Source organism: Streptomyces sp. NPDC054796, assembly GCF_053611545.1.
On the sequence record NZ_JBSHAO010000039.1, the window covers coordinates 55,970 to 75,817 of the forward strand.

At 70.4% G+C, this 19,848-nt stretch carries 22 protein-coding genes; 12 read left to right on the plus strand and 10 right to left on the minus strand.

What is annotated here, in order from left to right; genetic code table 11:
- Window positions 1-65 precede the first annotated feature (65 nt).
- The 3 genes from ACWGJ2_RS27800 (at window position 66) to ACWGJ2_RS27810 (ending at window position 1,750) form a co-directional block, all read left to right on the plus strand.
- Complete coding sequence (locus tag ACWGJ2_RS27800) at window positions 66-503, plus strand: helix-turn-helix domain-containing protein (protein ID WP_453348992.1); 438 nt, start codon at window positions 66-68, stop codon at window positions 501-503.
- Between the two features lie 97 nt (window positions 504-600).
- Entirely contained in the window at window positions 601-1,215 is a 615-nt protein-coding gene (locus ACWGJ2_RS27805) for a hypothetical protein (RefSeq protein WP_453348993.1), read from the plus strand.
- 193 nt (window positions 1,216-1,408) lie between these two features.
- The gene (locus ACWGJ2_RS27810) at window positions 1,409-1,750 is read left to right on the plus strand and encodes a DUF2516 family protein (RefSeq protein ID WP_453348994.1); all 342 of its coding nucleotides are present in this window, start codon (window positions 1,409-1,411) and stop codon (window positions 1,748-1,750) included.
- Between the two features lie 47 nt (window positions 1,751-1,797).
- Here ACWGJ2_RS27810 and ACWGJ2_RS27815 read toward each other — a convergent pair whose 3' ends face one another.
- Together ACWGJ2_RS27815 and ACWGJ2_RS27820 are read right to left on the minus strand one after the other, a co-directional pair.
- A complete protein-coding gene (locus ACWGJ2_RS27815; RefSeq protein ID WP_453348995.1) occupies window positions 1,798-3,312 on the minus strand; it encodes a PP2C family protein-serine/threonine phosphatase in 1,515 nt (504 codons plus the stop codon).
- 270 nt (window positions 3,313-3,582) lie between these two features.
- The gene (locus ACWGJ2_RS27820) at window positions 3,583-4,674 is read right to left on the minus strand and encodes an NlpC/P60 family protein (protein ID WP_453348996.1); all 1,092 of its coding nucleotides are present in this window, start codon (window positions 4,672-4,674) and stop codon (window positions 3,583-3,585) included.
- A 419-nt stretch (window positions 4,675-5,093) separates the two neighbouring features.
- Between ACWGJ2_RS27820 and pstS the strand changes: the two genes are divergently transcribed.
- The 4 genes from pstS to pstB all read left to right on the plus strand — a co-directional run bounded on the left by pstS (window position 5,094) and on the right by pstB (window position 9,259).
- A complete protein-coding gene (gene pstS, locus ACWGJ2_RS27825) occupies window positions 5,094-6,218 on the plus strand; it encodes a phosphate ABC transporter substrate-binding protein PstS (RefSeq protein WP_453348997.1) in 1,125 nt (374 codons plus the stop codon).
- Window positions 6,219-6,309: 91 nt separating this feature from the next.
- The gene (gene pstC / locus ACWGJ2_RS27830) at window positions 6,310-7,332 is read left to right on the plus strand and encodes a phosphate ABC transporter permease subunit PstC (protein WP_453348998.1); all 1,023 of its coding nucleotides are present in this window, start codon (window positions 6,310-6,312) and stop codon (window positions 7,330-7,332) included.
- Complete coding sequence (gene pstA, locus ACWGJ2_RS27835; protein ID WP_453348999.1) at window positions 7,329-8,411, plus strand: phosphate ABC transporter permease PstA; 1,083 nt, start codon at window positions 7,329-7,331, stop codon at window positions 8,409-8,411. Before pstC ends, pstA begins: the two co-directional genes overlap by 4 nt.
- Window positions 8,412-8,482: 71 nt before the next feature.
- Window positions 8,483-9,259: a phosphate ABC transporter ATP-binding protein PstB gene (pstB, locus tag ACWGJ2_RS27840; protein ID WP_453349000.1), complete on the plus strand. Its 777-nt coding sequence runs from the start codon at window positions 8,483-8,485 to the stop codon at window positions 9,257-9,259.
- Between the two features lie 143 nt (window positions 9,260-9,402).
- Here pstB and ACWGJ2_RS27845 read toward each other — a convergent pair whose 3' ends face one another.
- Together ACWGJ2_RS27845 and ACWGJ2_RS27850 are read right to left on the minus strand one after the other, a co-directional pair.
- Window positions 9,403-10,398, minus strand: a complete 996-nt coding sequence (locus tag ACWGJ2_RS27845; RefSeq protein WP_453349001.1) for an anion permease — start codon at window positions 10,396-10,398, stop codon at window positions 9,403-9,405.
- Between the two features lie 6 nt (window positions 10,399-10,404).
- Window positions 10,405-11,025 carry a DUF47 domain-containing protein gene (locus ACWGJ2_RS27850; protein ID WP_453349002.1) on the minus strand — a complete coding sequence of 207 codons (621 nt, stop codon included), beginning with the start codon at window positions 11,023-11,025 and terminating at the stop codon, window positions 10,405-10,407.
- A 152-nt stretch (window positions 11,026-11,177) separates the two neighbouring features.
- Here ACWGJ2_RS27850 and ACWGJ2_RS27855 point away from each other — a divergent pair, with 152 nt between their 5' ends.
- The gene (locus tag ACWGJ2_RS27855; RefSeq protein ID WP_453349003.1) at window positions 11,178-11,606 is read left to right on the plus strand and encodes a metal-sensitive transcriptional regulator; all 429 of its coding nucleotides are present in this window, start codon (window positions 11,178-11,180) and stop codon (window positions 11,604-11,606) included.
- A 112-nt stretch (window positions 11,607-11,718) separates the two neighbouring features.
- On the opposite strand, the gene ACWGJ2_RS27860 is transcribed toward ACWGJ2_RS27855, so the two are convergent.
- Together ACWGJ2_RS27860 and ACWGJ2_RS27865 are read right to left on the minus strand one after the other, a co-directional pair.
- A complete protein-coding gene (locus ACWGJ2_RS27860) occupies window positions 11,719-11,928 on the minus strand; it encodes a hypothetical protein (protein WP_453349004.1) in 210 nt (69 codons plus the stop codon).
- A gap of 227 nt (window positions 11,929-12,155) precedes the next feature.
- On the minus strand, window positions 12,156-13,064 hold the full coding sequence (locus ACWGJ2_RS27865) for a hypothetical protein (protein ID WP_453349005.1): 909 nt from the start codon (window positions 13,062-13,064) through the stop codon (window positions 12,156-12,158).
- A 93-nt stretch (window positions 13,065-13,157) separates the two neighbouring features.
- Here ACWGJ2_RS27865 and ACWGJ2_RS27870 point away from each other — a divergent pair, with 93 nt between their 5' ends.
- Window positions 13,158-13,337, plus strand: a complete 180-nt coding sequence (locus ACWGJ2_RS27870) for a hypothetical protein (protein ID WP_453349006.1) — start codon at window positions 13,158-13,160, stop codon at window positions 13,335-13,337.
- Window positions 13,338-13,454: 117 nt separating this feature from the next.
- Here the strand turns inward: ACWGJ2_RS27870 and ACWGJ2_RS27875 are convergent, their stop codons facing one another.
- Together ACWGJ2_RS27875 and ACWGJ2_RS27880 are read right to left on the minus strand one after the other, a co-directional pair.
- Window positions 13,455-14,210, minus strand: coding sequence for a phosphatase PAP2 family protein (locus ACWGJ2_RS27875; RefSeq protein ID WP_453349007.1), 756 nt, complete (start codon window positions 14,208-14,210; stop codon window positions 13,455-13,457).
- A gap of 223 nt (window positions 14,211-14,433) precedes the next feature.
- Window positions 14,434-15,393, minus strand: coding sequence for a C40 family peptidase (locus ACWGJ2_RS27880; RefSeq protein ID WP_453349020.1), 960 nt, complete (start codon window positions 15,391-15,393; stop codon window positions 14,434-14,436).
- Between the two features lie 192 nt (window positions 15,394-15,585).
- On the opposite strand from ACWGJ2_RS27880, the gene ACWGJ2_RS27885 reads away from it, so the two are divergent.
- From ACWGJ2_RS27885 to ACWGJ2_RS27895, 3 genes are all read left to right on the plus strand, one after another.
- Entirely contained in the window at window positions 15,586-15,894 is a 309-nt protein-coding gene (locus tag ACWGJ2_RS27885) for a hypothetical protein (protein ID WP_453349008.1), read from the plus strand.
- Window positions 15,895-15,947: 53 nt separating this feature from the next.
- Window positions 15,948-16,592 carry an O-methyltransferase gene (locus ACWGJ2_RS27890; RefSeq protein ID WP_453349009.1) on the plus strand — a complete coding sequence of 215 codons (645 nt, stop codon included), beginning with the start codon at window positions 15,948-15,950 and terminating at the stop codon, window positions 16,590-16,592.
- Between the two features lie 73 nt (window positions 16,593-16,665).
- Entirely contained in the window at window positions 16,666-17,568 is a 903-nt protein-coding gene (locus ACWGJ2_RS27895; protein WP_453349010.1) for a maleylpyruvate isomerase N-terminal domain-containing protein, read from the plus strand.
- A gap of 34 nt (window positions 17,569-17,602) precedes the next feature.
- Here ACWGJ2_RS27895 and ACWGJ2_RS27900 read toward each other — a convergent pair whose 3' ends face one another.
- A complete protein-coding gene (locus ACWGJ2_RS27900; protein WP_453349021.1) occupies window positions 17,603-18,151 on the minus strand; it encodes a sugar O-acetyltransferase in 549 nt (182 codons plus the stop codon).
- Window positions 18,152-18,703: 552 nt separating this feature from the next.
- Window positions 18,704-19,372, minus strand: a complete 669-nt coding sequence (locus tag ACWGJ2_RS27905; protein WP_453349011.1) for a hypothetical protein — start codon at window positions 19,370-19,372, stop codon at window positions 18,704-18,706.
- Window positions 19,373-19,848: the final 476 nt, after the last annotated feature.

The following is a 19,848-nucleotide window of genomic DNA, read 5'->3' on the forward strand; positions in this document are numbered from 1 at the left end:
TGCGACGCGACACTTTTGCAAGCAGGCGCTTGCAAAAGTTAGCAAGGGCGAGGCACTGTAGGGGCATGGCTTCCCTGAACGTCGGCAACCTCGGCGAGTTTCTGCGGGAGCAGCGGCGGCAGGCCAAGCTCTCGCTGCGGCAGCTCTCCGACGCCGCTGGGGTGTCGAACCCGTATCTCAGCCAGATCGAGCGCGGGCTGCGGAAGCCGAGCGCCGAGATCCTCCAGCAACTGGCCAAGGCGCTGCGGATATCGGCGGAGACGCTGTATGTGCAGGCCGGGATTCTCGACGAGCGCGACCGCGAGGACCTGCTGCACGTTCCGGCCGCGATCCTCGCCGATCCGTCGATCAACGAGCAGCAGAAGCAGGCGCTGCTCCAGATCTACGAGTCGTTCAGGAAGCAGAACGGACACGGCCCCGACGGCAAGGGCGACATCTCCGGCGACGAGGCCGGGGAACCGGCGGCAGAACAGGCCGGGCCCGGGGACACCGGGAAGCCGTAGCCGACGCGGAAGCGGCACGGCAGCAGAGCGGCACAACGTCACACACAGGCGCCCCACCAGGCGTCACGCGGCACGACCCACCAGGGAGGGACCCTCAATGCCCAACACGGACGAACTGCGCAAGACCCTGACCGACGCGACCCCGCTGTACTTCGCCGCCGGTGTCATCGACAAGATCCGCGAAGAGGCCCCGGAGCGGATCGCCGCCGTGCGCGCCACGGACCCCAAGGAGGTCCAGGCGAAGGTCAGCAAGCAGGCCAAGGAGACGCAGGCCAAGGTCAGCGAGGTTCTGGGCACGATCGACGCCGACATCAAGAAGCTGCGCGAGCAGGCCCAGCACTACGCGCTCCAGGGCGTGGGCGTCGCCGCCGAGTACGCGGTCAAGGCACGTGAGGCGTACGACGAGTACGCCGAGCGCGGCCGGGGCGCCGTGAAGACCTGGCGCGGTGAGGCCGCGGACACGGTGGCTCCCGAGGAGTACACCGTCGAGCGCGAGCCGGTGAAGGTGGCCGAGCCCCCGGCCGGTTCCGGCTCCGGCTCCACGAGCGGCTCCGGTTCCACGAGCGGCACCAGCGGTTCCGGCACCAGCTCCAGCTCCAGCACCAGCACCGGTACCAGCGGCTCCAGCAGCTCCGCCAGCGGCGCGAAGAAGACCACCGCGGCCAAGAAGACCACGACCGCCAAGAAGACGGCGCCGAAGTCGGACTCCTGAGTCCCGACGCCGCGCGCGAAGCGGGCCGGGTGCCGGACAGGCGCCCGGCCCCTCCCGTCGCCCCTCCCCGTCACCGCGCCCCTAGGGGTGCCCCGGACAACCCCCGGACAACGTTTCGTACCTCGTGCGTCGAGGGCACCGCCCCAGGTACGGTGGCACGAGCGACCGCGCGAACCCAGGAGTGTGAGCACCAATGCTGATGCAGAGCTTCGGGACAGTGCTCTGGTTGATCAACATCGCGGTGCTGGCCCTGGCCGTGTTCGCCTTCATCGACGCCGCACTGCGCCGCGACGACGCCTACCGCGCCACGGACAAGCAGAACAAGGGCTTCTGGATGATCATCCTGGGCCTGACGGTCCTGGTGAACCTCCTGGTGCCCATGGTGATGCTCCAGATCATCGGGCTCATCGCGACGATCGTCTACATCGTGGACGTACGCCCCGCGATCAAGCAGGTCACGGGCGGCGGACGCGGCGGCCCGCGCAGGGGCGGCAGCAGCAGCGACGGCCCGTACGGGCCCTTCAACGGCCGCTGAGCCCTCCGGGCCGGGGGCCCGGCCCGAGGCGCCGAGGCGCGTCCCGTTCAGCCCCGCGCGAGCAGCATCACCGCGACGTCGTCCGTCAGCTCCTCGCCGTTGAGCCGCCGCACGTCCTCCATCGTCGCGTCCAGCAGGCTCTCGCCCCTGGCGCCCTGCGCCATCCGCCGCGCGACGATGTCGGTGATCCCCTCCTGGCCGAGGCGTCTGCGCCCCTCGCCGACGCGCCCCTCGATCAGCCCGTCCGTGTACATCAGCAGGCTCCAGGCGCGGCCCAGCGCCACCTGCCTGCGCGGCCAGCGCGCGTTGGGGACGAGGCCGAGCGCGAGGCCGCCCTCGTCGTACGGGAGCAGCCGCGGCGTCCCGCCACCGCCACCGCCGCCACCGCCCGCGCCCCCGGCCACGAAGAGCGGCGAGGGGTGCCCTGCCAGGCAGACACCGGCGCTGCGGCCGTCGGGCGAGATGTCCACGGTGCACAGCGTCGCGAAGATCTCCTCGCTCGCCCGCTCGTGCTCCAGCACCTTCTGGAGCGTCCCCAGCAGCTCGTCGCCGCACAGCCCGGCGAAGGTCAGGGCCCGCCACGCGATGCGCAGCTCGACTCCCAGGGCCGCCTCGTCGGGACCGTGGCCGCAGACGTCGCCGATCATGGCGTGGACGGTGCCGTCGGCGGTGCGGACGGTGTCGTAGAAGTCGCCGCCGAGCAGCGCCCGCGAGCGGCCGGGGCGGTAGCGGGCCGCGAAGCGCAGCTCGCTCCCCTCCAGCAGCGGCGTGGGCAGCAGCCCGCGCTCCAGGCGGGCGTTCTCCTGGGCCCGCAGCCGGGACTCCGTGAGCTGGCGCTGCGCGAGGTCGGCGCGCTTGCGCTCGACGGCGTAGCGGATGGCGCGGCTGAGGGTGCGGCCGTTCAGCTCGTCACGGAAGAGGTAGTCCTGCGCGCCGAGCCGTACGGCCTCGGCGGTACGTTCCGCGTCCGCGCCGTCGGTCAGCGCCAGGACGGGGTGGCGGGGGGCCAGGCGCAGTACGCGCCGCAGCATGTCCAGCTCGTGGGGGCCCGGCGCGGCCTCGCCGCCGTCGCCGGGGCCGCCCGCACCGTCAGCGCCGTCGGCCTCGGACCCCGGACCGGAACCCGAACCCGGCGCCTCCACCTCCCGCGACTCGCCGCGCGCGTCCTGCCCAGCGGGCAGCAGCGCGAGGTCGAGCAGGATGCAGTGCACGTCGTCGGTGAGCAGCCGCTCCGCCTCGGTGAGGTTGCGCGCCGTGCGTACGCGGATGCGCTCCCTGGGCGCGCCGGGAAGCCCGGCGCTCGCGGAGTCCAGGATCTCGGGCACGCTGATGGCGCCCGTCGGATCGTCCTCGATCACGAGCAGGGTGAGGGCGCCGCCGGCGCTCCGCACGGTCTCCGGCTGCCTCGTCGTCCCCGGCTCGCCGGTCTCCGCTCCCGCGGCCCCCGCCTCCGTCTCCGCGGTCTCCGCCTCCGGCACCCGCGTCTCCCCCTCGCCGGTGCCCGGGTGCGGCGGTGCGGCAGGCGGCGAGGCCGCGTACTCCCGTTGCACACGTACGGGCATGTGAGTTCCTCTTCCCTCCCCCCGAGGGTGCGGTAGTGGGCCAGTCGGCACGCCACCTGGCCCGGTCCGCCGAGCGATGGTCGGTCGCTCCTCGTGCCGGGCTGTCCGAGGGGACCTTAGCGCCCCCGTACGTATGTACGGAATGGCCGGAGAGAATCCTCCGCCGTCATATGCCCTCGCGACGCGGGGAGTTCGCCCCCGGCGCCGCCCGCGCATGACCAACGTCACTCGCCGTGCGCTCCACGCGGGGCGCCCGGCGAGTGGCCCGGCTCACTTGTCCGGCCGTACGACTCCCAGGATCGGCATCGAGCCAGCGCCCTCGATGGTGATCTGCCGCCCCGTCCTGGGGGCGTGCACCATCGCGCCGTCGCCGACGTACATGGCGACGTGGCTCGCGTCGTTCTTGTAGATGATGAGGTCCCCCGGACGCATCTTCTCCAGCGGCACCCTGGGGAGCTGCTTCCACTGCTCCTGCGACGTGCGGGGGATCTGTTCGCCCGCCGCCTGCCAGGCACGCATCGTCAGCCCCGAGCAGTCGAAGGTGGCGGGGCCCTCGGCGCCCCACTCGTAGTCCTTGCCGATCTGGTTCGTCGCGTACGCGAGGGCGCGCTTGCCCGCCTTGGACGCCTTGCCCTCGATCTCGTCCAGCACGCCCGACTCGAGCCACTTGGACTGCCGCGCGTAGGCCGCCTCGGCCTCCAGCTCGCGCAGCTTCTCGCGCTCGTCCTTCGCGAGCCGCGACTCCACCTTCTCGGCCTTCGCCAGCTGCTTCTCGACGCTCTTCTTGGCGGCGGCCTTCCGCTTCCGGTTCGCCTCCAGCTTCTCCCACTGGTCCGTGGCGTCCTCGGCGTAGCCGTCCAGCTTCTCCTTCGTGCCGGTCAGCTTGCCGATGAAGCCCTTGGCCGCCTGCTGGCCCTTGCGGACGAGGGAGACGTCGCGCAGGAACTTCTCCGGGTCCTTCCGCAGCAGCACGTGCGCCTCGTCCGGCATGCCGCCGCTGCGGTACTGGGCGCGGGCCATGGCGCCCGCGGTGTTCTTCAGCTTGTCGAGCTTCGTCTGCGTGGCGTCGATCTTCCTCGCCAGCTCGACGATCTCCTTCTGCTGCTTCTCGACCTTCTCCTCGGCGCCGTTGTACGCCTCGGCGGCCGACTCGGCCTTGTCGTGGAGCCGCTCGATCTCCTTGCGGACGTCCTCCAGACTCCGGCCCGCGCCCGCGCCCGCGCCCGCACCCGCACCCGCGCTCCCGCCGCCGCTCCCCCCGCTGCTCTCCCCCGGGTCCGCGTACGCCGTGGCCGACGCCGGCCCGGCCAGCACTCCCAGCGCGCAGGCCACGGCGACGGCCGTTCCGCGCCTCCCCGGCAAGCCTCCAGGCCGTGTCACACGGCCACCCCCTCATGCCTCGGTATGCCTCGGTGGTCCACTCAGCCCGACTGGAGCGGATAGTGCCACGAGCCGCCCAAAACCAACAGAGCCCCCCACAAGTCCCTCCGCTCCCCTCCTCACGTCCCGCTGCCCCCGGGCCCGCACGTCGCGCTACTAGGCCGACCGGCGAGGTTCACCTCGCGTTCACCCACTTCCGTCGGCCGCTTCACCTGATCTGCCTAATTTCAGCCGTACCGAGAGCGCGCGCCTCCCCACGGCGGGCATCGCGCGGACATAGCTGGGACAGGCTCGGTTCTCGCGAGGCTCGGAAGAGAACGACCGAGAGCGACCGAGAGCACACACCACATCTCATCGCACGCCGTTCCCCACCGGCGGGCCCAGGAAGGAACTGAACGAAAGTGAAGCTTCAGCGCACGAACCGGCTTCGCGCCCTCGCTGTCGGGGCTGTCGCGGTCTCCAGCGCCCTGGTACTCACCGCCTGCGGGTCGGACGACAACAGCGGCAACCCCGAGGGCTCGGGCTCCGCCGCCACGGGCGACATCAAGTGCGACGGCAAGGGCAAGCTGCTCGCCTCGGGCTCCAGCGCGCAGAAGAACGCGGTGGACGCGTGGGTGAAGGACTACCAGGCGGCCTGCAAGGACACACAGATCAACTACAAGGACATCGGCTCCGGCGGCGGCATCCAGGAGTGGCTCCAGGGCACCACCGCCTTCGCGGGCTCCGACTCGGCGCTCAAGCCCGAGGAGGTCGCGTCCTCGAAGAAGATCTGCAAGGGCGGCCAGGGCATCAACCTGCCCATGGTCGGCGGCCCCATCGCCATCTCGTACAACGTCTCGGGCGTGGACGACCTGACGCTGGACGCCTCCACGATCGCGAAGATCTTCGACTCGAAGATCAAGAAGTGGAACGACCCGGCGATCAAGAAGCTCAACCCGGGCGCGAACCTCCCGAACACCGACATCCAGGCGTTCCACCGCTCCGACGAGTCCGGTACCACCCAGAACCTGGGCAAGTACCTCGGTACCGCGGCCAAGGACGACTGGAAGTACGAGGACGAGAAGTCCTGGCCCGCCAAGGGCGGCCAGTCGGCCTCCGGCTCCTCCGGGCTGGCCCAGCAGGTCAAGCAGACCGAGGGTTCGATCAGCTACTTCGAGCTGTCCTACGCCACGGCCAACGACCTGAACAGCGTCAAGATCGACACCGGCGCCGCCAAGCCCGTCGAGGCCACCGCCGACAACGCGTCCAAGGCCATCGCCGACGCCAAGGTCATCGGCAAGGGCAAGGACCTCGGGCTGGAGCTGAACTACAACACCAAGGCCGACAGCGCCTACCCGATCATCCTCGTCACCTACGAGATCGTCTGCGACAAGGGCAACAAGAAGGACACTCTCGACGCGACCAAGTCCTTCCTGACCTACACGGCCAGCGAGGGCGGCCAGAGCACCCTCACCGAGCTGGGCTACGCCCCGCTGCCCGACGAGATCGCCGAGAAGGTCCGCAAGACCATCCCGGAGCTCTCCTAGTACACCCGGGCGGGGCGGCGCAGGAATGCCGCCCCGCCCTCTTCCGGTGCACCGCCGCCAGGGGAAAGTCCCCACCCAGACCGGAGACACCATGGACATATCTCCCACCTCCGCAGCCCCGCCCCCGACGTCGCAGTCACCCGGCCCCGGCCCCGACCCCGCCCCGGCTCCGGTCAAGGGCAAGGCAGTACGGCCCGGCGACAAGATCTTCCTCGGCCTCTCCCGTGGCTCGGGCATCACCCTGCTCGTGATCATGGCCGCCATCGCGGCCTTCCTGACCTACCGCGCCTACCTCGCGATCTCCGAGAACTCGGTCAACTTCCTGACCGCCTTCGAGTGGAACCCGCAGGGCGACCCGCCCGCCTTCGGCATCGGCATCCTCGCCTTCGGCACCGTGGTCAGCTCCGTGATCGCGATGGTCATCGCCGTCCCCATCGCGGTCGGCATCGCGCTGTTCGTCTCGCACTACGCGCCGCGCAAGCTCGCGACGCCGCTCTCGTACGTGATCGACCTGCTGGCCGCCGTGCCCTCGATCATCTACGGCCTGTGGGGCGCCCTCTTCCTCGTCCCCTACCTGGACGGGCTCACCCGCTGGCTCGACCAGTTCTTCGGGTGGACGGTCGTCTTCGAGATGTCCAACCCCGGCAGCCCCGCGCGCTCCATCTTCACCGTGGGCATCCTGCTCGCGATCATGATCCTGCCGATCATCACCAACGTGACCCGCGAGGTCTTCCTCCAGGCCCCGAAGATGATCGAGGAGGCCGCGCTGGCGCTGGGCGCCACCCGCTGGGAGGTCATCCGCATGTCGGTGCTGCCCTTCGGGCGCTCCGGCATCATCTCCGCCTCGATGCTCGGCCTCGGCCGCGCGCTCGGCGAGACCATGGCCGTCGCCACGGTCCTCTCCCCCGGATTCCTCTTCACCTGGCACCTGCTCGACCCGGGCAGCGGCACCTTCGCGCAGAACATCGCCGCGAAGTTCAACGAGGCGGACGAGTTCGGCCGCGACGCGCTGATCGCCTCCGGGCTCGTCCTCTTCGTCATCACTCTCCTCGTCAACGGCGCGGCCCGCCTGATCATCGCCCGCCGCAAGGAGTACTCGGGGGCCAACGCATGAGCAACGCACTGATGGACAAGCCGCAGGTCGACGACGTGCCGCCGCCGTCCACTCCCCTCGCGCACCGCAGGATGCCCAGCTGGTCGCCCGTCGCCATCGCGGTCGTCTCGATCGCGCTCGGTATCGGCGTCGGCTCCGTCGCAGGCTGGGAGAGCCGCGTCCAGTGGGGCCTGATCGCCGCGCTGTTCTTCGTCGTCGGCACCTACGCGCTCACCACCGCGGTGGAGGGCAGCCGCCAGGCCAAGGACCGGGTCGCCACGAGCGTCGTCTGGGTCTGCTTCGTCCTCGCCGTCGTCCCGCTGGTCTCCCTCGGCTGGACGACCATCAGCCGCGGCTCGAAGCTCCTCGACGGCTACTTCCTCACCCACTCCATGGGCGGCATGACCAACCTGGAGGAGGGCGGCGGCCTCTACCACGCGCTGCTCGGCACCCTCGAACAGGTCGGCCTGGCGACGGTGATCGCCGCGCCGCTGGGTCTGCTGACCGCGATCTACCTCGTCGAGTACGGCCGCGGGCGCCTCGCCCAGGCCGTCACCTTCTTCGTCGACGTCATGACGGGCATCCCGTCGATCGTCGCGGGCCTCTTCGTCCTCGCCTTCTGGAACCTCGGCCTCGGCTTCGGGCCCTCCGGCTTCGCGGGCTCCATGGCGCTCGCCATCCTGATGATGCCGATCGTCGTGCGCTCCACGGAGGAGATGCTCAAGCTCGTGCCCAACGAGCTGCGCGAGGCGTCACTCGCCCTGGGCGTGCCCAAGTGGCGGACGATCCTCAAGGTCGTCCTGCCCACCGCCATCGGCGGCATCACCACCGGCGTGATGCTGGCCATCGCCCGTATCGCGGGCGAGACGGCGCCGGTCATGCTGCTGGTCTTCGGCAACCCGCTGATCAACCCGAACCCGTTCTCGGGTGCGCAGGAGTCCCTGCCGCTGTACGTCTGGAACCAGTACAAGCTCGGGAACACCGCCAGCATCGACCGCGCCTGGGCGGGAGCACTCACCCTCATCGCCTTCGTGATGATCCTCAACCTGGTCGCCCGCGGCATCGCCCGCTGGAAGGCCCCCAAGACGTCGGGCCGCTGAGGCCCGGTCCGTACGCGAGGGGGCACCCCACAGGGCCGCCCCCCGGAACCCCGAAGAGAGTGACAAGTCCCATGGCCAAGCGCATCGACGTCAGCGGCCTCACCGCCTTCTACGGCTCGCACCGGGCCATCGACGACATCTCCATGACCGTCGAACCCCGCTCCGTCACGGCCTTCATCGGCCCCTCCGGCTGCGGCAAGTCCACCTTCCTGCGCACCCTGAACCGGATGCACGAGGTGACGCCCGGCGGCCGTGTCGAGGGCAAGGTGATGCTCGACAACGAGGACCTCTACGCCTCCGGCGTGGACCCGGTCGCGGTACGCCGCACCATCGGCATGGTCTTCCAGCGGCCCAACCCGTTCCCGACGATGTCCATCTACGACAACGTCGCGGCGGGCCTGCGGCTGAACGGCAACTACAAGAAGAAGGAACTCGACGCGATCGTCGAGAAGTCCCTCAAGGGCGCCAACCTCTGGAACGAGGTCAAGGACCGCCTGAACAAGCCCGGCTCCGGGCTCTCCGGCGGACAGCAGCAGCGCCTGTGCATCGCGCGGGCCATCGCCGTCGAGCCGCAGGTCCTGCTGATGGACGAGCCCTGCTCGGCCCTGGACCCGATCTCGACGCTCGCCATCGAGGACCTGATCGGCGAGCTGAAGGCCCAGTACACGATCGTGATCGTGACCCACAACATGCAGCAGGCGGCGCGCGTGTCCGACCGCACCGCCTTCTTCAACCTCGCGGCCGTCGGCCAGCCCGGCAAGCTGATCGAGATCGACGAGACCGAGCGGATCTTCTCCAACCCGACGGTCCAGGCCACCGAGGACTACATCTCGGGCCGCTTCGGCTGAGCGCCCGAGCGCCTGAGCCGTCGCGCACGGCGCGCATGGACAGCCTCGCGGTGCTGCATGGCGGTGCCACCGCAAGGCGAAGGGTCCGCCCCTGTCACCCGGGGGCGGACCCATTCATGTGCGCGGGCACGGGGCCCTGCCCGTCAGCCGAAGAAGAGCTTCACCAGGTAGTAGCTGACCGCCGCCATCAGCGCGGCGGCGGGCATCGTGATGAACCAGCCGAGGATGATGTTCTTCGCGACGCCCCAGCGCACTGCGCTGACCCGCTTCGTCGCCCCGACACCCATGATCGCCGAGGTGATCACATGCGTCGTGGAGATGGGCGCGTGGAACATGAAGGACGCCGTGTACATCACGGAGGCGGCCGTGGTCTCGGCGGCGAAGCCCTGCGGCGGGTCCAGCTCGATGATCCGGCGGCCCAGCGTCCGCATGATGCGCCAGCCGCCCGCGTACGTACCGAGCGAGAGCATCGCCGCACAGGCGACCTTGACCCAGACGGGGATCTCGTTGTGGTCCTGGACGTTGGCGATGCTCAGCGCCATGACCACGACGCCCATCGTCTTCTGCGCGTCCTGGAGGCCGTGCCCGAGGGCCATGCCCGCTGCCGAGACGGTCTGCGCGATGCGGAAGCCGCGCTTGGCGCGATGCGGGTTCGACTTGCGGAAGAGCCACATGATGGCGCACATGACGAAGTAGCCGATGACCAGCCCGACGATGGGCGAGAGGAACATCGGCAGCACGATCTTCTCGATCACGCCTGACCAGTAGACGGCGATGCCGCCCGCCAGCGCCGCGCCCACCATGCCGCCGAACAGCGCGTGCGAGGACGAGGACGGCAGCCCGAAGTACCAGGTGACCAGGTTCCAGACGATGGCGCCGACGAGCGCGGCGAAAAGGATCGCCATGCCGCTCGACCCGTGCGGCGTCTCGATCAGGCCCTTGCTGACCGTCTTCGCGACACCGCTGCCCAGGAAGGCGCCCGCGAGGTTCATCACGGCGGCCATGGCCAGCGCGGCCCGGGGTGTCAGCGCCCGCGTCGAGACGGACGTCGCGATGGCGTTCGCCGAGTCGTGGAAGCCGTTGGTGTAGGTGAAGAAGAGCGCGACCCCGACGGTCACGATGAGCGCGAACGTGTCCACGAGGGGTCAGGACTCCTTGACCGCGATGGTCTCGACCGTGTTGGCCACGTGCTCGAAGGCGTCCGCCGCCTCCTCCAGCACGTCCACGACCTGCTTGAGCTTCATGACCTCGATCGCGTCGTACTTCCCGTTGAAGAGATGTGCGAGCAGCTTGCGGTGGATCTGGTCGGCCTGGTTCTCCAGGCGGTTGACCTCGATCCAGTACTCGGTGAGGTTGTCCATCGTCCGCAGGTGCGGCATGGCCTCGGCGGTCAGCTCGGCCGCCCTGGCCAGGACCTCGATCTGCTGCTCGACGCCCTTGGGCAGTTCCTCGATCTCGTAGAGGACGACGAGATCGACCGCCTCCTCCATGAAGTCCATGATGTCGTCGAGCGAGGAGGCCAGTTTGTAGATGTCCTCGCGGTCGAACGGGGTGATGAAGGAGGAGTTCAGCTGGTGGAAGATCGCGTGTGTCGCGTCGTCCCCCGCGTGCTCCGCGGCTCGCATCCTCTCGGCGATCTCGGCCCGTGCGGAGGAATCCGCCCCGAGCAGTTCCATGAGGAGCTTGGAGCCGGTCACGATGTTGTCCGCGGAGGCCGCGAACATGTCGTAGAAGCTCGTCTCCCTGGGGGTCAGACGAAAGCGCACTGGGGGTCCTCGGGCTGCGTCGGTTTCGGTCTCGTTGATGCTAGGCGCATCATCCGGCCACGGCGAACCGGCGTTCCCCAGTGTCACCCATGGAGATGTGTGCTCGGCACCGCCCTCCGCCAAATCCGTTATCCTATACCCACGAGGGGTATATGCCCACACCGCGGACGGCCGCGGACCGCACCCCCTACGTCACGTCCAGCACGGGAGGACCCGCCATGACGACGGCCGAGACCAGCGCCGGGAGCGCCACCACCGTCGGGAAGGGCGAGACGTGTTCCGCCCACGCCGCGACGGGCGAGCACGGCTACACCAAGGACAAGGACGCCCACCTCAAACGGCTGCGCAGGATCGAGGGCCAGATCAGGGGCCTGCAACGCATGGTCGAGGAGGACGTCTACTGCATCGACATACTCACGCAGGTGTCCGCCTCCACGAAGGCGCTCCAGTCCTTCGCCCTCCGCCTGCTGGAGGAGCATCTGCGGCACTGCGTGGCGCACGCCGCGCTCGACGGCGGCGCCGAGATGGACGCCAAGGTCGAGGAGGCCACGGCCGCGATCGCCCGCCTGATGCGTACGTAGCACCCCTCGGAAACAGGCGCCGGGTATCGCCCTGGCATATGACGCAGCTCACGCGGGGACTTGCGCCGGAACGCACACGGAAACGGGGCCCGGGGCGGTGCCCCGGGCCGGCTCAGCGCCGCTCGTACTGCCTCACCGGCTCGTCGAAGTCCCCCGTGACCGCCCTCAGCACCTCGTCGATCCGCGCCAGGCTCAGCCGCTCCTCGCCGGCCGCCTCGGCCGCGGAGGCCGCGATCATCAGTTCGCCGCACAGCTCGATCTCGGCGAGGGCCACGTGGTCCTGGACCACCGAGCCCTTCGACCCGCGAGCACTGCCAGGCACACGCACCACCTCCTCGTGTATCCCCAGAGTAGGGAGGGGCGCACCCTCCGCGCATGGCACTTCCGAACCATTTCGTTCCCCATCGCGGCGGCTAGCCCGTCGGCCCGGGCCCCAAACCCCGCCCGGGAGCCGGGAGGACAGGAGCACGGCGGTCGGACGGCGTGGCCCGCGCGCACGCGTACGCACTCCCGCGCACCCGGCCACAGGCGACCGCCCACCGCACGACGTTACGGGGACGCGATCGTTCCCGCGTAGATGTCACGGGACTCGGGCATTCCGATTCGCACCGGTGTACCGAAATCGCGCAGTCTGACCGTCGAGGAGACGGCCACCCCCGGGGCGCCCTCCCTGCTCTCGCCGTGCGCGTCATGCGCGTCATGCCGGTCGTGCTCGCCGTTGACGACGGTGAACTCGTGCCGCACCTTGCGCAGTCTGCCCCGCTCGTCGATGTCCGCCTCGAAGGGCACCGCCTTCGTGGAGAACCCTTTCGCCGCCGCCTCCAGTTGCCTGCGGGAGTGCGGGGACGCGGCCTTCGCGGCTGCCCTGAGGTCCAGCGTGCCCTCGTAGTGGCTGACGGTCTCGCCGTCCAGCGTCCGCTCGCCCTCGTAGGAGACCTGACGCGCCCCGCGCAGCAGCTCGGCCGCGCTGACGGGGTCGGTGGCGCCGCTGGTGACGAGGTTGCCGTCCGAGAGCGAGGCGGTCTCGACGCGCACCCACTTGTCGCTGGGGACCCCCGCGCCGCGGTTCTTCATGTAGACCGCGTCCGGCGTGATCAGTTCGGTGATGGGCCTGCGCTGCCCCACCGCGGCACCCGAAGCACCCTCCGGCAGCAGGATCCTGAGCCGTCCGGCCCGCTTCGCGTAGTCGAAGGCGCCCGTGCCGTCGATGGTGACGCGGGTACCGCCGCTGGTCATCTCCATGGCGGTGACCGTGCTCGACGTGCCCGACCTGGCCAGCACGTCCGGGGCCTCGCGCACGGCGCGGAGCGGATCGCGGGGCACCTTCTCCTCGGCCGCCGCCGCGCCCCTTCCGGAGCAGCCCGTCGCCGTGACCAGCACCACTCCCACGGCTCCCGCCGTGCCCACCGCGACGGCCGAGACCCCCGCCCTGCGCCGTCCGCGCCGTCGCACCGCCATCTGTGCCGACCCCCATGCAGCCAAGCCGTCGCTGAAACTTGTTCTGCTAACGAGGGTCACTGCCGGGCCGTCACGGGCCGGTACGGTTGTCACGTGCGAGAGCTAGCCCCCGAGCGGAAGCTCGAAGAGCAGGACGGACACCGTACGTCGACCGATGAGCGGGGCTCCTTCACCAGCGCGAGATGCGACTGCGGCTGGCGGGGTCCGGCGCGCAGGGCCCGCGACAAGGCCCGCGCGGACGCCGCCGCACACCTGCGGGGCCTCGAGGACTGACACCACGCTCAGGTGCCGCCGATCCAGCGCGGCCGTTTCGGGGGGGGCCGCCGTCCGGGCTCAAGGGGCGCGACGGTGCCGTCGCGGCCGTCGCGCCGTCACGTCACGACAAGGCCGTCACGCCGCCAGATCGCGGTCCCGGCCCCTGCGCGTGCCCGACTCCGCCGCCGCGTCCGCGCCCGGCCCGTCCTGACCGCCCCGGCGGCCGTCCGCCGACGCGGTGGCCTCGGCGCCCGCTTCGTCGGCGCCGCCCTTCGCACCCGCCCACACCAGCACGCCCACCCGCGGGGAGCCCGCGACGGCGCGCACGACGGGGGTCAGCAGCCACATCGCGGCCGGGGCCAGCAGCAGGGAGACGGCCGTGCCGAGCGCGAGCCCGCCGATGACGTCCGTCGGATAGTGCACGCCCATGTAGACCCGGCTGAAACCGGCCGCGACGGCGAGCACGATGCCGATGAGGCCGAACTTCCTGTTGACCATGAAGATGCCGACGGCCAGGGCCATGGCCAGCGTGGAGTGGTCGCTCACGAACGAGTAGTCGGACTTGCCGTCGATCAGGACTTCCAGACCGTGGTGGTCGAAGAAGGGGCGGGGGCGCTCCACGAAGCCGCGGATGGGGATGTTCACCAGCAGCGCGACGGCGGCGGCGAGCGGCGCCCACATCAGCCCCGCGAAACCGGCCACGGCCTCGTCACGGGTCTCGCGGCGGCGGGTGATCCGCCACCAGGCCCACAGCCCGAGCAGGACGAGCCCGAACACGATGCCGTACTCGCCGACGTACTCCATGGTGTGATCGGCCCAGGTGGGGGCTTCCTTCGCCAGCCCGTTGATCTCATAGAGCAGGTCGACATCAGGGTTGTCCCAAACAGCCATCGCGGTGCGGCCCCTCACTCTGCTCTGCTCGTCGCTCTTCTGCGCTGCCGACCCCCGTGGTCGCGGTGCGGAATATCCGTTCCGCACCATAGAACGACACGTGGCGCACCTGGCGTTCCGCTCTTACCGAACGATCACCCGGACGTTATCGAAGGGTGACCCGTCGTCGCAGCTCAGGCCCCACGCGTCACTCAGCGTTCACAGCACATTACACACCCGGACATCATCCGGCCGTAGGCCGAGTCGCGCCAAAGTACTTCGGCGTATCGATCGGATCGAAGCGGATCTTCGCGCCGGTGTAGGGCGCGTCGATCATGTGGCCGCCGCCGACGTAGATGCCGACGTGGTCGATCGACCGCGAGTTGTTCAAGTCCGTGCCGAAGAAGACGAGATCGCCGGGGAGAAGTTCATCACGTTTAGGGTGCGGGCCCGAATTCCACTGGTCGTTGGCGACACGCGGCAGCTCGATCCCGACGCTCTTGTACGCCGCCTTCGTCAGCCCCGAGCAGTCGAACCTGCCACCCTGCTCCGGAGTGCCGTTGCCGCCCCAGAGGTAGGGCGTGCCCAGCTTCTGCTGGGCGAAGTAGATGGCGCCCGCCGCCTGCTTGGACGGGTCGACGCGGCCCTTCTTGGCGGCGAAGCTCTGCTCCAGCTTGCGGATCGTCGAGACGTAGTTCTTCGTCTCCTCGTACGGCGGCACCCCGCCGTACTTGATCACCGCGTAGGCGCCCGCGTTGTACGCGGCCAGCATGTTGTCCGTCTTGTCGCCCGGCGCGTCCTTCACATACGAGGCCAGCTTGCAGTCGTAGCTGGCGGCCGACGGGATGGCGTCCTTGGGATCCCACACATCGCGGTCCCCGTCGCCGTCGCCGTCGATGCCGTGCGCCGCCCAGGTGCCGGGGATGAACTGCGCGATGCCCTGCGCCGCGGCATGGCTCTGCGCGTCCGGTTTCCAGCCGCTCTCCTGGTAGAGCTGGGCCGCCAGCAGCGCGGGATTGAGCGCCGGGCACAGGTTGCCCCACTTCTGCACCAGCCCCTGGTACGCCGACGGAACGGCGCCCTTCGCGAGGCCCACGGCGGCGCCCGTGGCCCCTCCCGCGAGGTTCGCCGCCGCCACGTACGTACCGACCACGAGCAGCGCGACGAAGCCCGCGAGCAGGCCGAGCCCGCCGCCGACACCCAGCAGCCATATCTTTTTCCGACGCTCCCGCACGTCTCAACCTTCCCCCATCCGCGAGCCGTTCAGTGCCGATCCGCTCCGACTCATGACAGAATCCGGGAGAAGCGCGTCGTCGTCCACGGCGCAGGCGCGCACCCGCGGACGGTCCACACGGACATTCCACTCCAACATCCGACATGGGGCGGTGAGTTCACCATGTTCCTGGCAGCCGACAAGGGCGACATCACCACCATCATCGGCGGAATCGCTCCCGACTGGGGACCTTTCGGGACCCTCGGCAGCGAGGCCCGGGTGATGATCGAGGTCGTGATGGCGGTCGCCATCCTCCTCTGCCTGGGCATCGCCATCTGGGGCGCGGCCAAGCAGCGCATCGGAGCAACGGCCCTGCGCGACACCTTCAGCGCCGAGCAGGGCAAGGGGCTGATCGTCGCCGGACTGACAGGCGTGTTCATCATCGGCTCGCTCGGCACGCTCTTCACGATCGTCTACGGCATGGCGGTCTAGTCCGGGCTCCTCCGTCCCGCTTAGGGTGGCGGCACGAGCCGCCGGAGGAGCCCATGGACATCGTGAATCCCGCTCTCCACGACTATCTGCTGGCGCACTGCACGCCGGCCGACGACGTGCTGCGCGACCTCGTGGAGGAGACGCAGCAGGCCGTTCCGGGCACGGAGATGCAGGTCAGCCATGACGAGGGCGTGCTGCTCACGATGCTCGTCAGGCTGACGGGCGCGCGCTCGGCCGTCGAGATCGGCGTCTTCACCGGCTACTCCTCGCTCTGCATCGCGCGCGGGCTGCCCGAGGACGGCCGCCTCCTCGCCTGCGACGTCTCCGACGAGTGGACGTCCATCGCACGCCGCTACTGGGACCGCGCCGGGGCCACCGACAGGATCGACCTCCGGCTCGGCCCCGCGGCCGACACGCTCCGTGCCCTTCCCGAGGAGCCGGCCGTGGACTTCGCGTTCATCGACGCGGACAAGGTCGGCTATCCGACGTACTACGAGGAACTGGTGCCGCGCATGCGCCCCGGCGGGCTCATCGTCCTGGACAACGTGCTGCGCACGGGGCTGGTCGTCGATCCGTCGGCCCAGGACGACGCCGTCCTCGCCATCCGCCAGACCAACGACACGATCACCGCCGACGCGCGCGTCGAGTCCGTGATGCTGCCGGTACGGGACGGGGTCACGCTCGTACGGAAGCGGTGACCCTCGCGGGTTCCTGTGCAGGTGCCCGTCCGGTGAGGTGCCCCGTGAGGGCCGGGCGCTTAGCCTCTCTGCCATGCCGACACCTTTACCGCGCCCGGAACGGCCGGAACGACCGGGAGCGCTGGACCACGCCCGTTACTGCGCCGAACTCACCGAGCAGGCCCGGCAGTTCCACGCCGTCGTACGGGACGCCGATCTGGGCGCGCCCGTGCCGACCTGCCCGGAGTGGACGCTCCGGGAACTGACCGTGCACCTCGGGGGCGCGTACCGCTGGATGGCGGAGATCGTCAGGACGCGGGCCTCAGCGAACGTCCCGGACGAGGACGTACCCGCCTTCGCGGGCCCCGGGACCGCCCCGGACGGGCGGGCGCCGTCCGCCGAAGCGCTGGGCGACTGGTTCTCCGAGGGCGCGCTGCTGCTCGTCGAGCAGTTGCTCGCCGCCGGGCCCGACGAACCCGTGTGGTCGTGGTCAGGGGACGGCCGTGCGGGCTTCTGGGCGCGCAGGGCCACCCACGAGACGGTGATCCACCGCGCGGACGCGTGTCTCGCGACGGGCACCGAGTTCACGGTGGGCCAGGTCGTGGCGGCCGACTGCCTGGACGAGTGGCTGGAGATCGCCACCAGCCCGGTGATGTGGCAGTACAACCCGAATCTGCACAAGCTGACGCCGCGCGCGGGCAGCACGCTCCATCTGCACGCGACGGACGTCCGTGCGCCCGAGGGCGGGGGCAGCGAGGACGGGGACGGCGAGGGCGGCGAGGGGGTCGCGCCGTCCGCCGAGTGGCTGATCGACGTCGGCGCGGACGGGCTCGCCTTCCGGCACGCGCACGAGAAGGCGACGGTCGCGCTGCGCGGCCCCGTAGCGGACGTCCTGTGCGTCCTCTACCGCCGGCTGCCCCGCGAAAGCGACCGGGTTCAGGTCCTGGGAGAGGCCGAGCTGCTGGACCTGTGGCTGGAAGTGGTCAGTTTCGGCTGAGCGTTGCTGGTAAAGGGGGCCAGGGCTGTTCGGCTCAGCCGTCGGCCGGGGTCAGTTCGCGGATGACGCGCGCCGGGTTGCCGACGGCCAGGACGCCCGGCGGCAGATCGCGGGTCACCACACTCCCGGCGCCCACGACGGTGTCCTCGCCGATGGTCACGCCGGGGCAGACGATGACGCCGCCGCCGAGCCACACGTTGTCGCCGATCGTGATGGGCTTCGCGCTCTCCCACTTGGCGCGGCGCGGTTCCGGCTCGAGGGGGTGCGTCGGGGTGAGCAACTGCACGTGGGGGCCGATCTGGACGTCGGCGCCGATGGTGATGCGGGCGACGTCGGCGAGCACCAGGCCCCAGTTGGCGAAGGTGCGGGGGCCGATGGTCACCTGGTAGCCGTAGTCGGCGCGGAGCGGGGTCCGTACGACGACGTCCTCGCCCACGTCGCCCAGCCACTCCTTGAGGATCGCGTCGCGCCCGGCCTGGTCGTCCGCGGGTCCGGAGTTGTAGCGCTCGGCGAGCCGTTCGGAGCGGAGCTGGTCGGCGGCGATCTCCGGATCGTCGGCAAGGTACAGCTCGCCCGCGAGCATCCGCTGCTTCTGACTGGGCACGGTGGTGTCCTCCGGCGTGGAAGAGAGGTTGGGCAGGGCGCGGCGCTGGACTTCCATGATCGGGGAGCCCTTTCGCCGTATCAACGTCCGCCCTGCGGCATTCTCTGTCCACAGCCTGTGGACAGAGAACGGGATTTCGCCACTCCGGGCCCGACGGGACCGCCCCGTCGCCCGCGTCCCGGGGCCGAATCACGGGCATTGCGCCCGAGGCGTCGGCACGATCCTGCCGGGTGGAGCGGGCGTGCGGCGCATGGCACGCCCGTGGCGGAAAACCGTCGACGAGAAACGGGTAGAGGGGGACAGTTCGGTGCGAACCGACCTTGCCGCCTCGCCTTTTCCGTCCCCCTCCGCCCCCTCTCCGTCTCGCCTGTACGGGTCTTGCGCGGGTTCACCCCGGCCCGGTAGGGGTGGTGGCCGCGCGACGGAACCGTGGCCCCGCACGTCCACGACCACCGCGTACGCGCTCCGAGTCTTCATCCACACCCCTGTGGATAAACACACCGGGCGACGGCCCGGCGCCCCTCCGTGCGCTCACTTCGCGGGGACGCGGACCTCGTCCCGGATGCCGTCGACGCGCTCGGCGAAGGCGTCGAGGTCGACGGAGGCGGGGTCGGCCGTCAGCGCGTCGGCGCCGCTGTCGGTGACGGAGCCGCCCGAGCCGTTGTCGCCCCAGGCGCAGACGGCCATGGTGAGCTGCTGGCCACTCTCCTCCTTGGTCAGCACCTCACAGGTGAGGGGGTCCTCCGCGCCGTCGGGAGTGATGTCCCGCCGGGGTACGGCCACGTCCGTGGTGGAGTCCTGCTCCATCCCGTCGAGCATGTCCCTGCCCGAGGACTCGTCGCTGGCCGAGGAGTTGACCCCGGCGAAGAGAAGCTGGTCGGTGCCCGAGCCGTCCTTGTAGAACCCGGTGTAGCCGGTGTCGCCCGAACCAAGGTCGGGATTCTGGGAGTTCGTCTGGTCGCTCAGATCCTCGGCGAGCGTGAGCTTTCCGCCCTCCAGGGTCTTGGGCAGCGTCACCTCGTAGCCGGGCCCGGCCGCCGAGCCCCCGCCGCCCGCGCCGCCGCCTCCGCCGCCTCCGCTCATGGCCCGGATCACGCCCATGGCGCCGAAGCCCAGGATGAAGAGCCCCACGAGGCTGGCCGCGACGATGGCGATGACCTTGCCGGTGCCGCTGCCCTTCGGCGGAGGCGGCGGCCCCATGGGCGGCTGCCCCCACGGCCCTTGCGGGCCCCCGGGCCCAGGGCCAGGCCCAGGGCCCCACCCCGGCCCGTAAGCCTGCGGCGGCGCCCCGTACGGCGGCTGCGGCGGGCCGCCGTACGGCGAGGGGGCACCGGGGCCGTTCTGCGGAGGGCCGAAGCCGGGTGGGGGAGGGGTGCTCATGGGGGTTCCGTTCGTCGGCGGGGCGGCGCGAAGGAAGGCGCGAGGAGAGGGGGGCGAGGGGGTGCGTTCGTCACCTCATCATCCCCGGAGCAACGAGATCACGTCCGCACACCTCCACGTCCGCCGCCCCGGAACCGAAACGGAATCGCGACGGGCCCAGCCGTACGCCCCATCAAGGCCCCGTCACCTGTGCGTTCGTGTGCCACGTGGGGCGCATTGCGCATATGTCGCGTATCAATTCGTAAGACGGAGCCAGCACCCTTTGCCCTCTGGGCCCACATGGCCGGTACCCCCGC

Bases quoted from the DNA above. Each gene is read 5' to 3' on its own strand.
- ACWGJ2_RS27815 (WP_453348995.1), bottom strand. From the start codon at position 3,312: ATGCCCGTACGTGTGCAACGGGAGTACGCGGCCTCGCCGCCTGCCGCA.
- ACWGJ2_RS27875 (WP_453349007.1), bottom strand. From the start codon at position 14,210: ATGGCTGTTTGGGACAACCCTGATGTCGACCTGCTCTATGAGATCAAC.
- ACWGJ2_RS27855 (WP_453349003.1), top strand. From the start codon at position 11,178: ATGCCCACACCGCGGACGGCCGCGGACCGCACCCCCTACGTCACGTCC.
- ACWGJ2_RS27895 (WP_453349010.1), top strand. From the start codon at position 16,666: ATGCCGACACCTTTACCGCGCCCGGAACGGCCGGAACGACCGGGAGCG.
- ACWGJ2_RS27885 (WP_453349008.1), top strand. From the start codon at position 15,586: ATGTTCCTGGCAGCCGACAAGGGCGACATCACCACCATCATCGGCGGA.
- ACWGJ2_RS27890 (WP_453349009.1), top strand. From the start codon at position 15,948: ATGGACATCGTGAATCCCGCTCTCCACGACTATCTGCTGGCGCACTGC.
- ACWGJ2_RS27865 (WP_453349005.1), bottom strand. From the start codon at position 13,064: ATGGCGGTGCGACGGCGCGGACGGCGCAGGGCGGGGGTCTCGGCCGTC.
- ACWGJ2_RS27905 (WP_453349011.1), bottom strand. From the start codon at position 19,372: ATGGGGCCGCCGCCTCCGCCGAAGGGCAGCGGCACCGGCAAGGTCATC.
- ACWGJ2_RS27810 (WP_453348994.1), top strand. From the start codon at position 1,409: ATGCTGATGCAGAGCTTCGGGACAGTGCTCTGGTTGATCAACATCGCG.
- pstC (WP_453348998.1), top strand. From the start codon at position 6,310: ATGGACATATCTCCCACCTCCGCAGCCCCGCCCCCGACGTCGCAGTCA.
- ACWGJ2_RS27805 (WP_453348993.1), top strand. From the start codon at position 601: ATGCCCAACACGGACGAACTGCGCAAGACCCTGACCGACGCGACCCCG.
- pstB (WP_453349000.1), top strand. From the start codon at position 8,483: ATGGCCAAGCGCATCGACGTCAGCGGCCTCACCGCCTTCTACGGCTCG.
- ACWGJ2_RS27800 (WP_453348992.1), top strand. From the start codon at position 66: ATGGCTTCCCTGAACGTCGGCAACCTCGGCGAGTTTCTGCGGGAGCAG.
- pstA (WP_453348999.1), top strand. From the start codon at position 7,329: ATGAGCAACGCACTGATGGACAAGCCGCAGGTCGACGACGTGCCGCCG.
- ACWGJ2_RS27900 (WP_453349021.1), bottom strand. From the start codon at position 18,151: ATGCTCGCGGGCGAGCTGTACCTTGCCGACGATCCGGAGATCGCCGCC.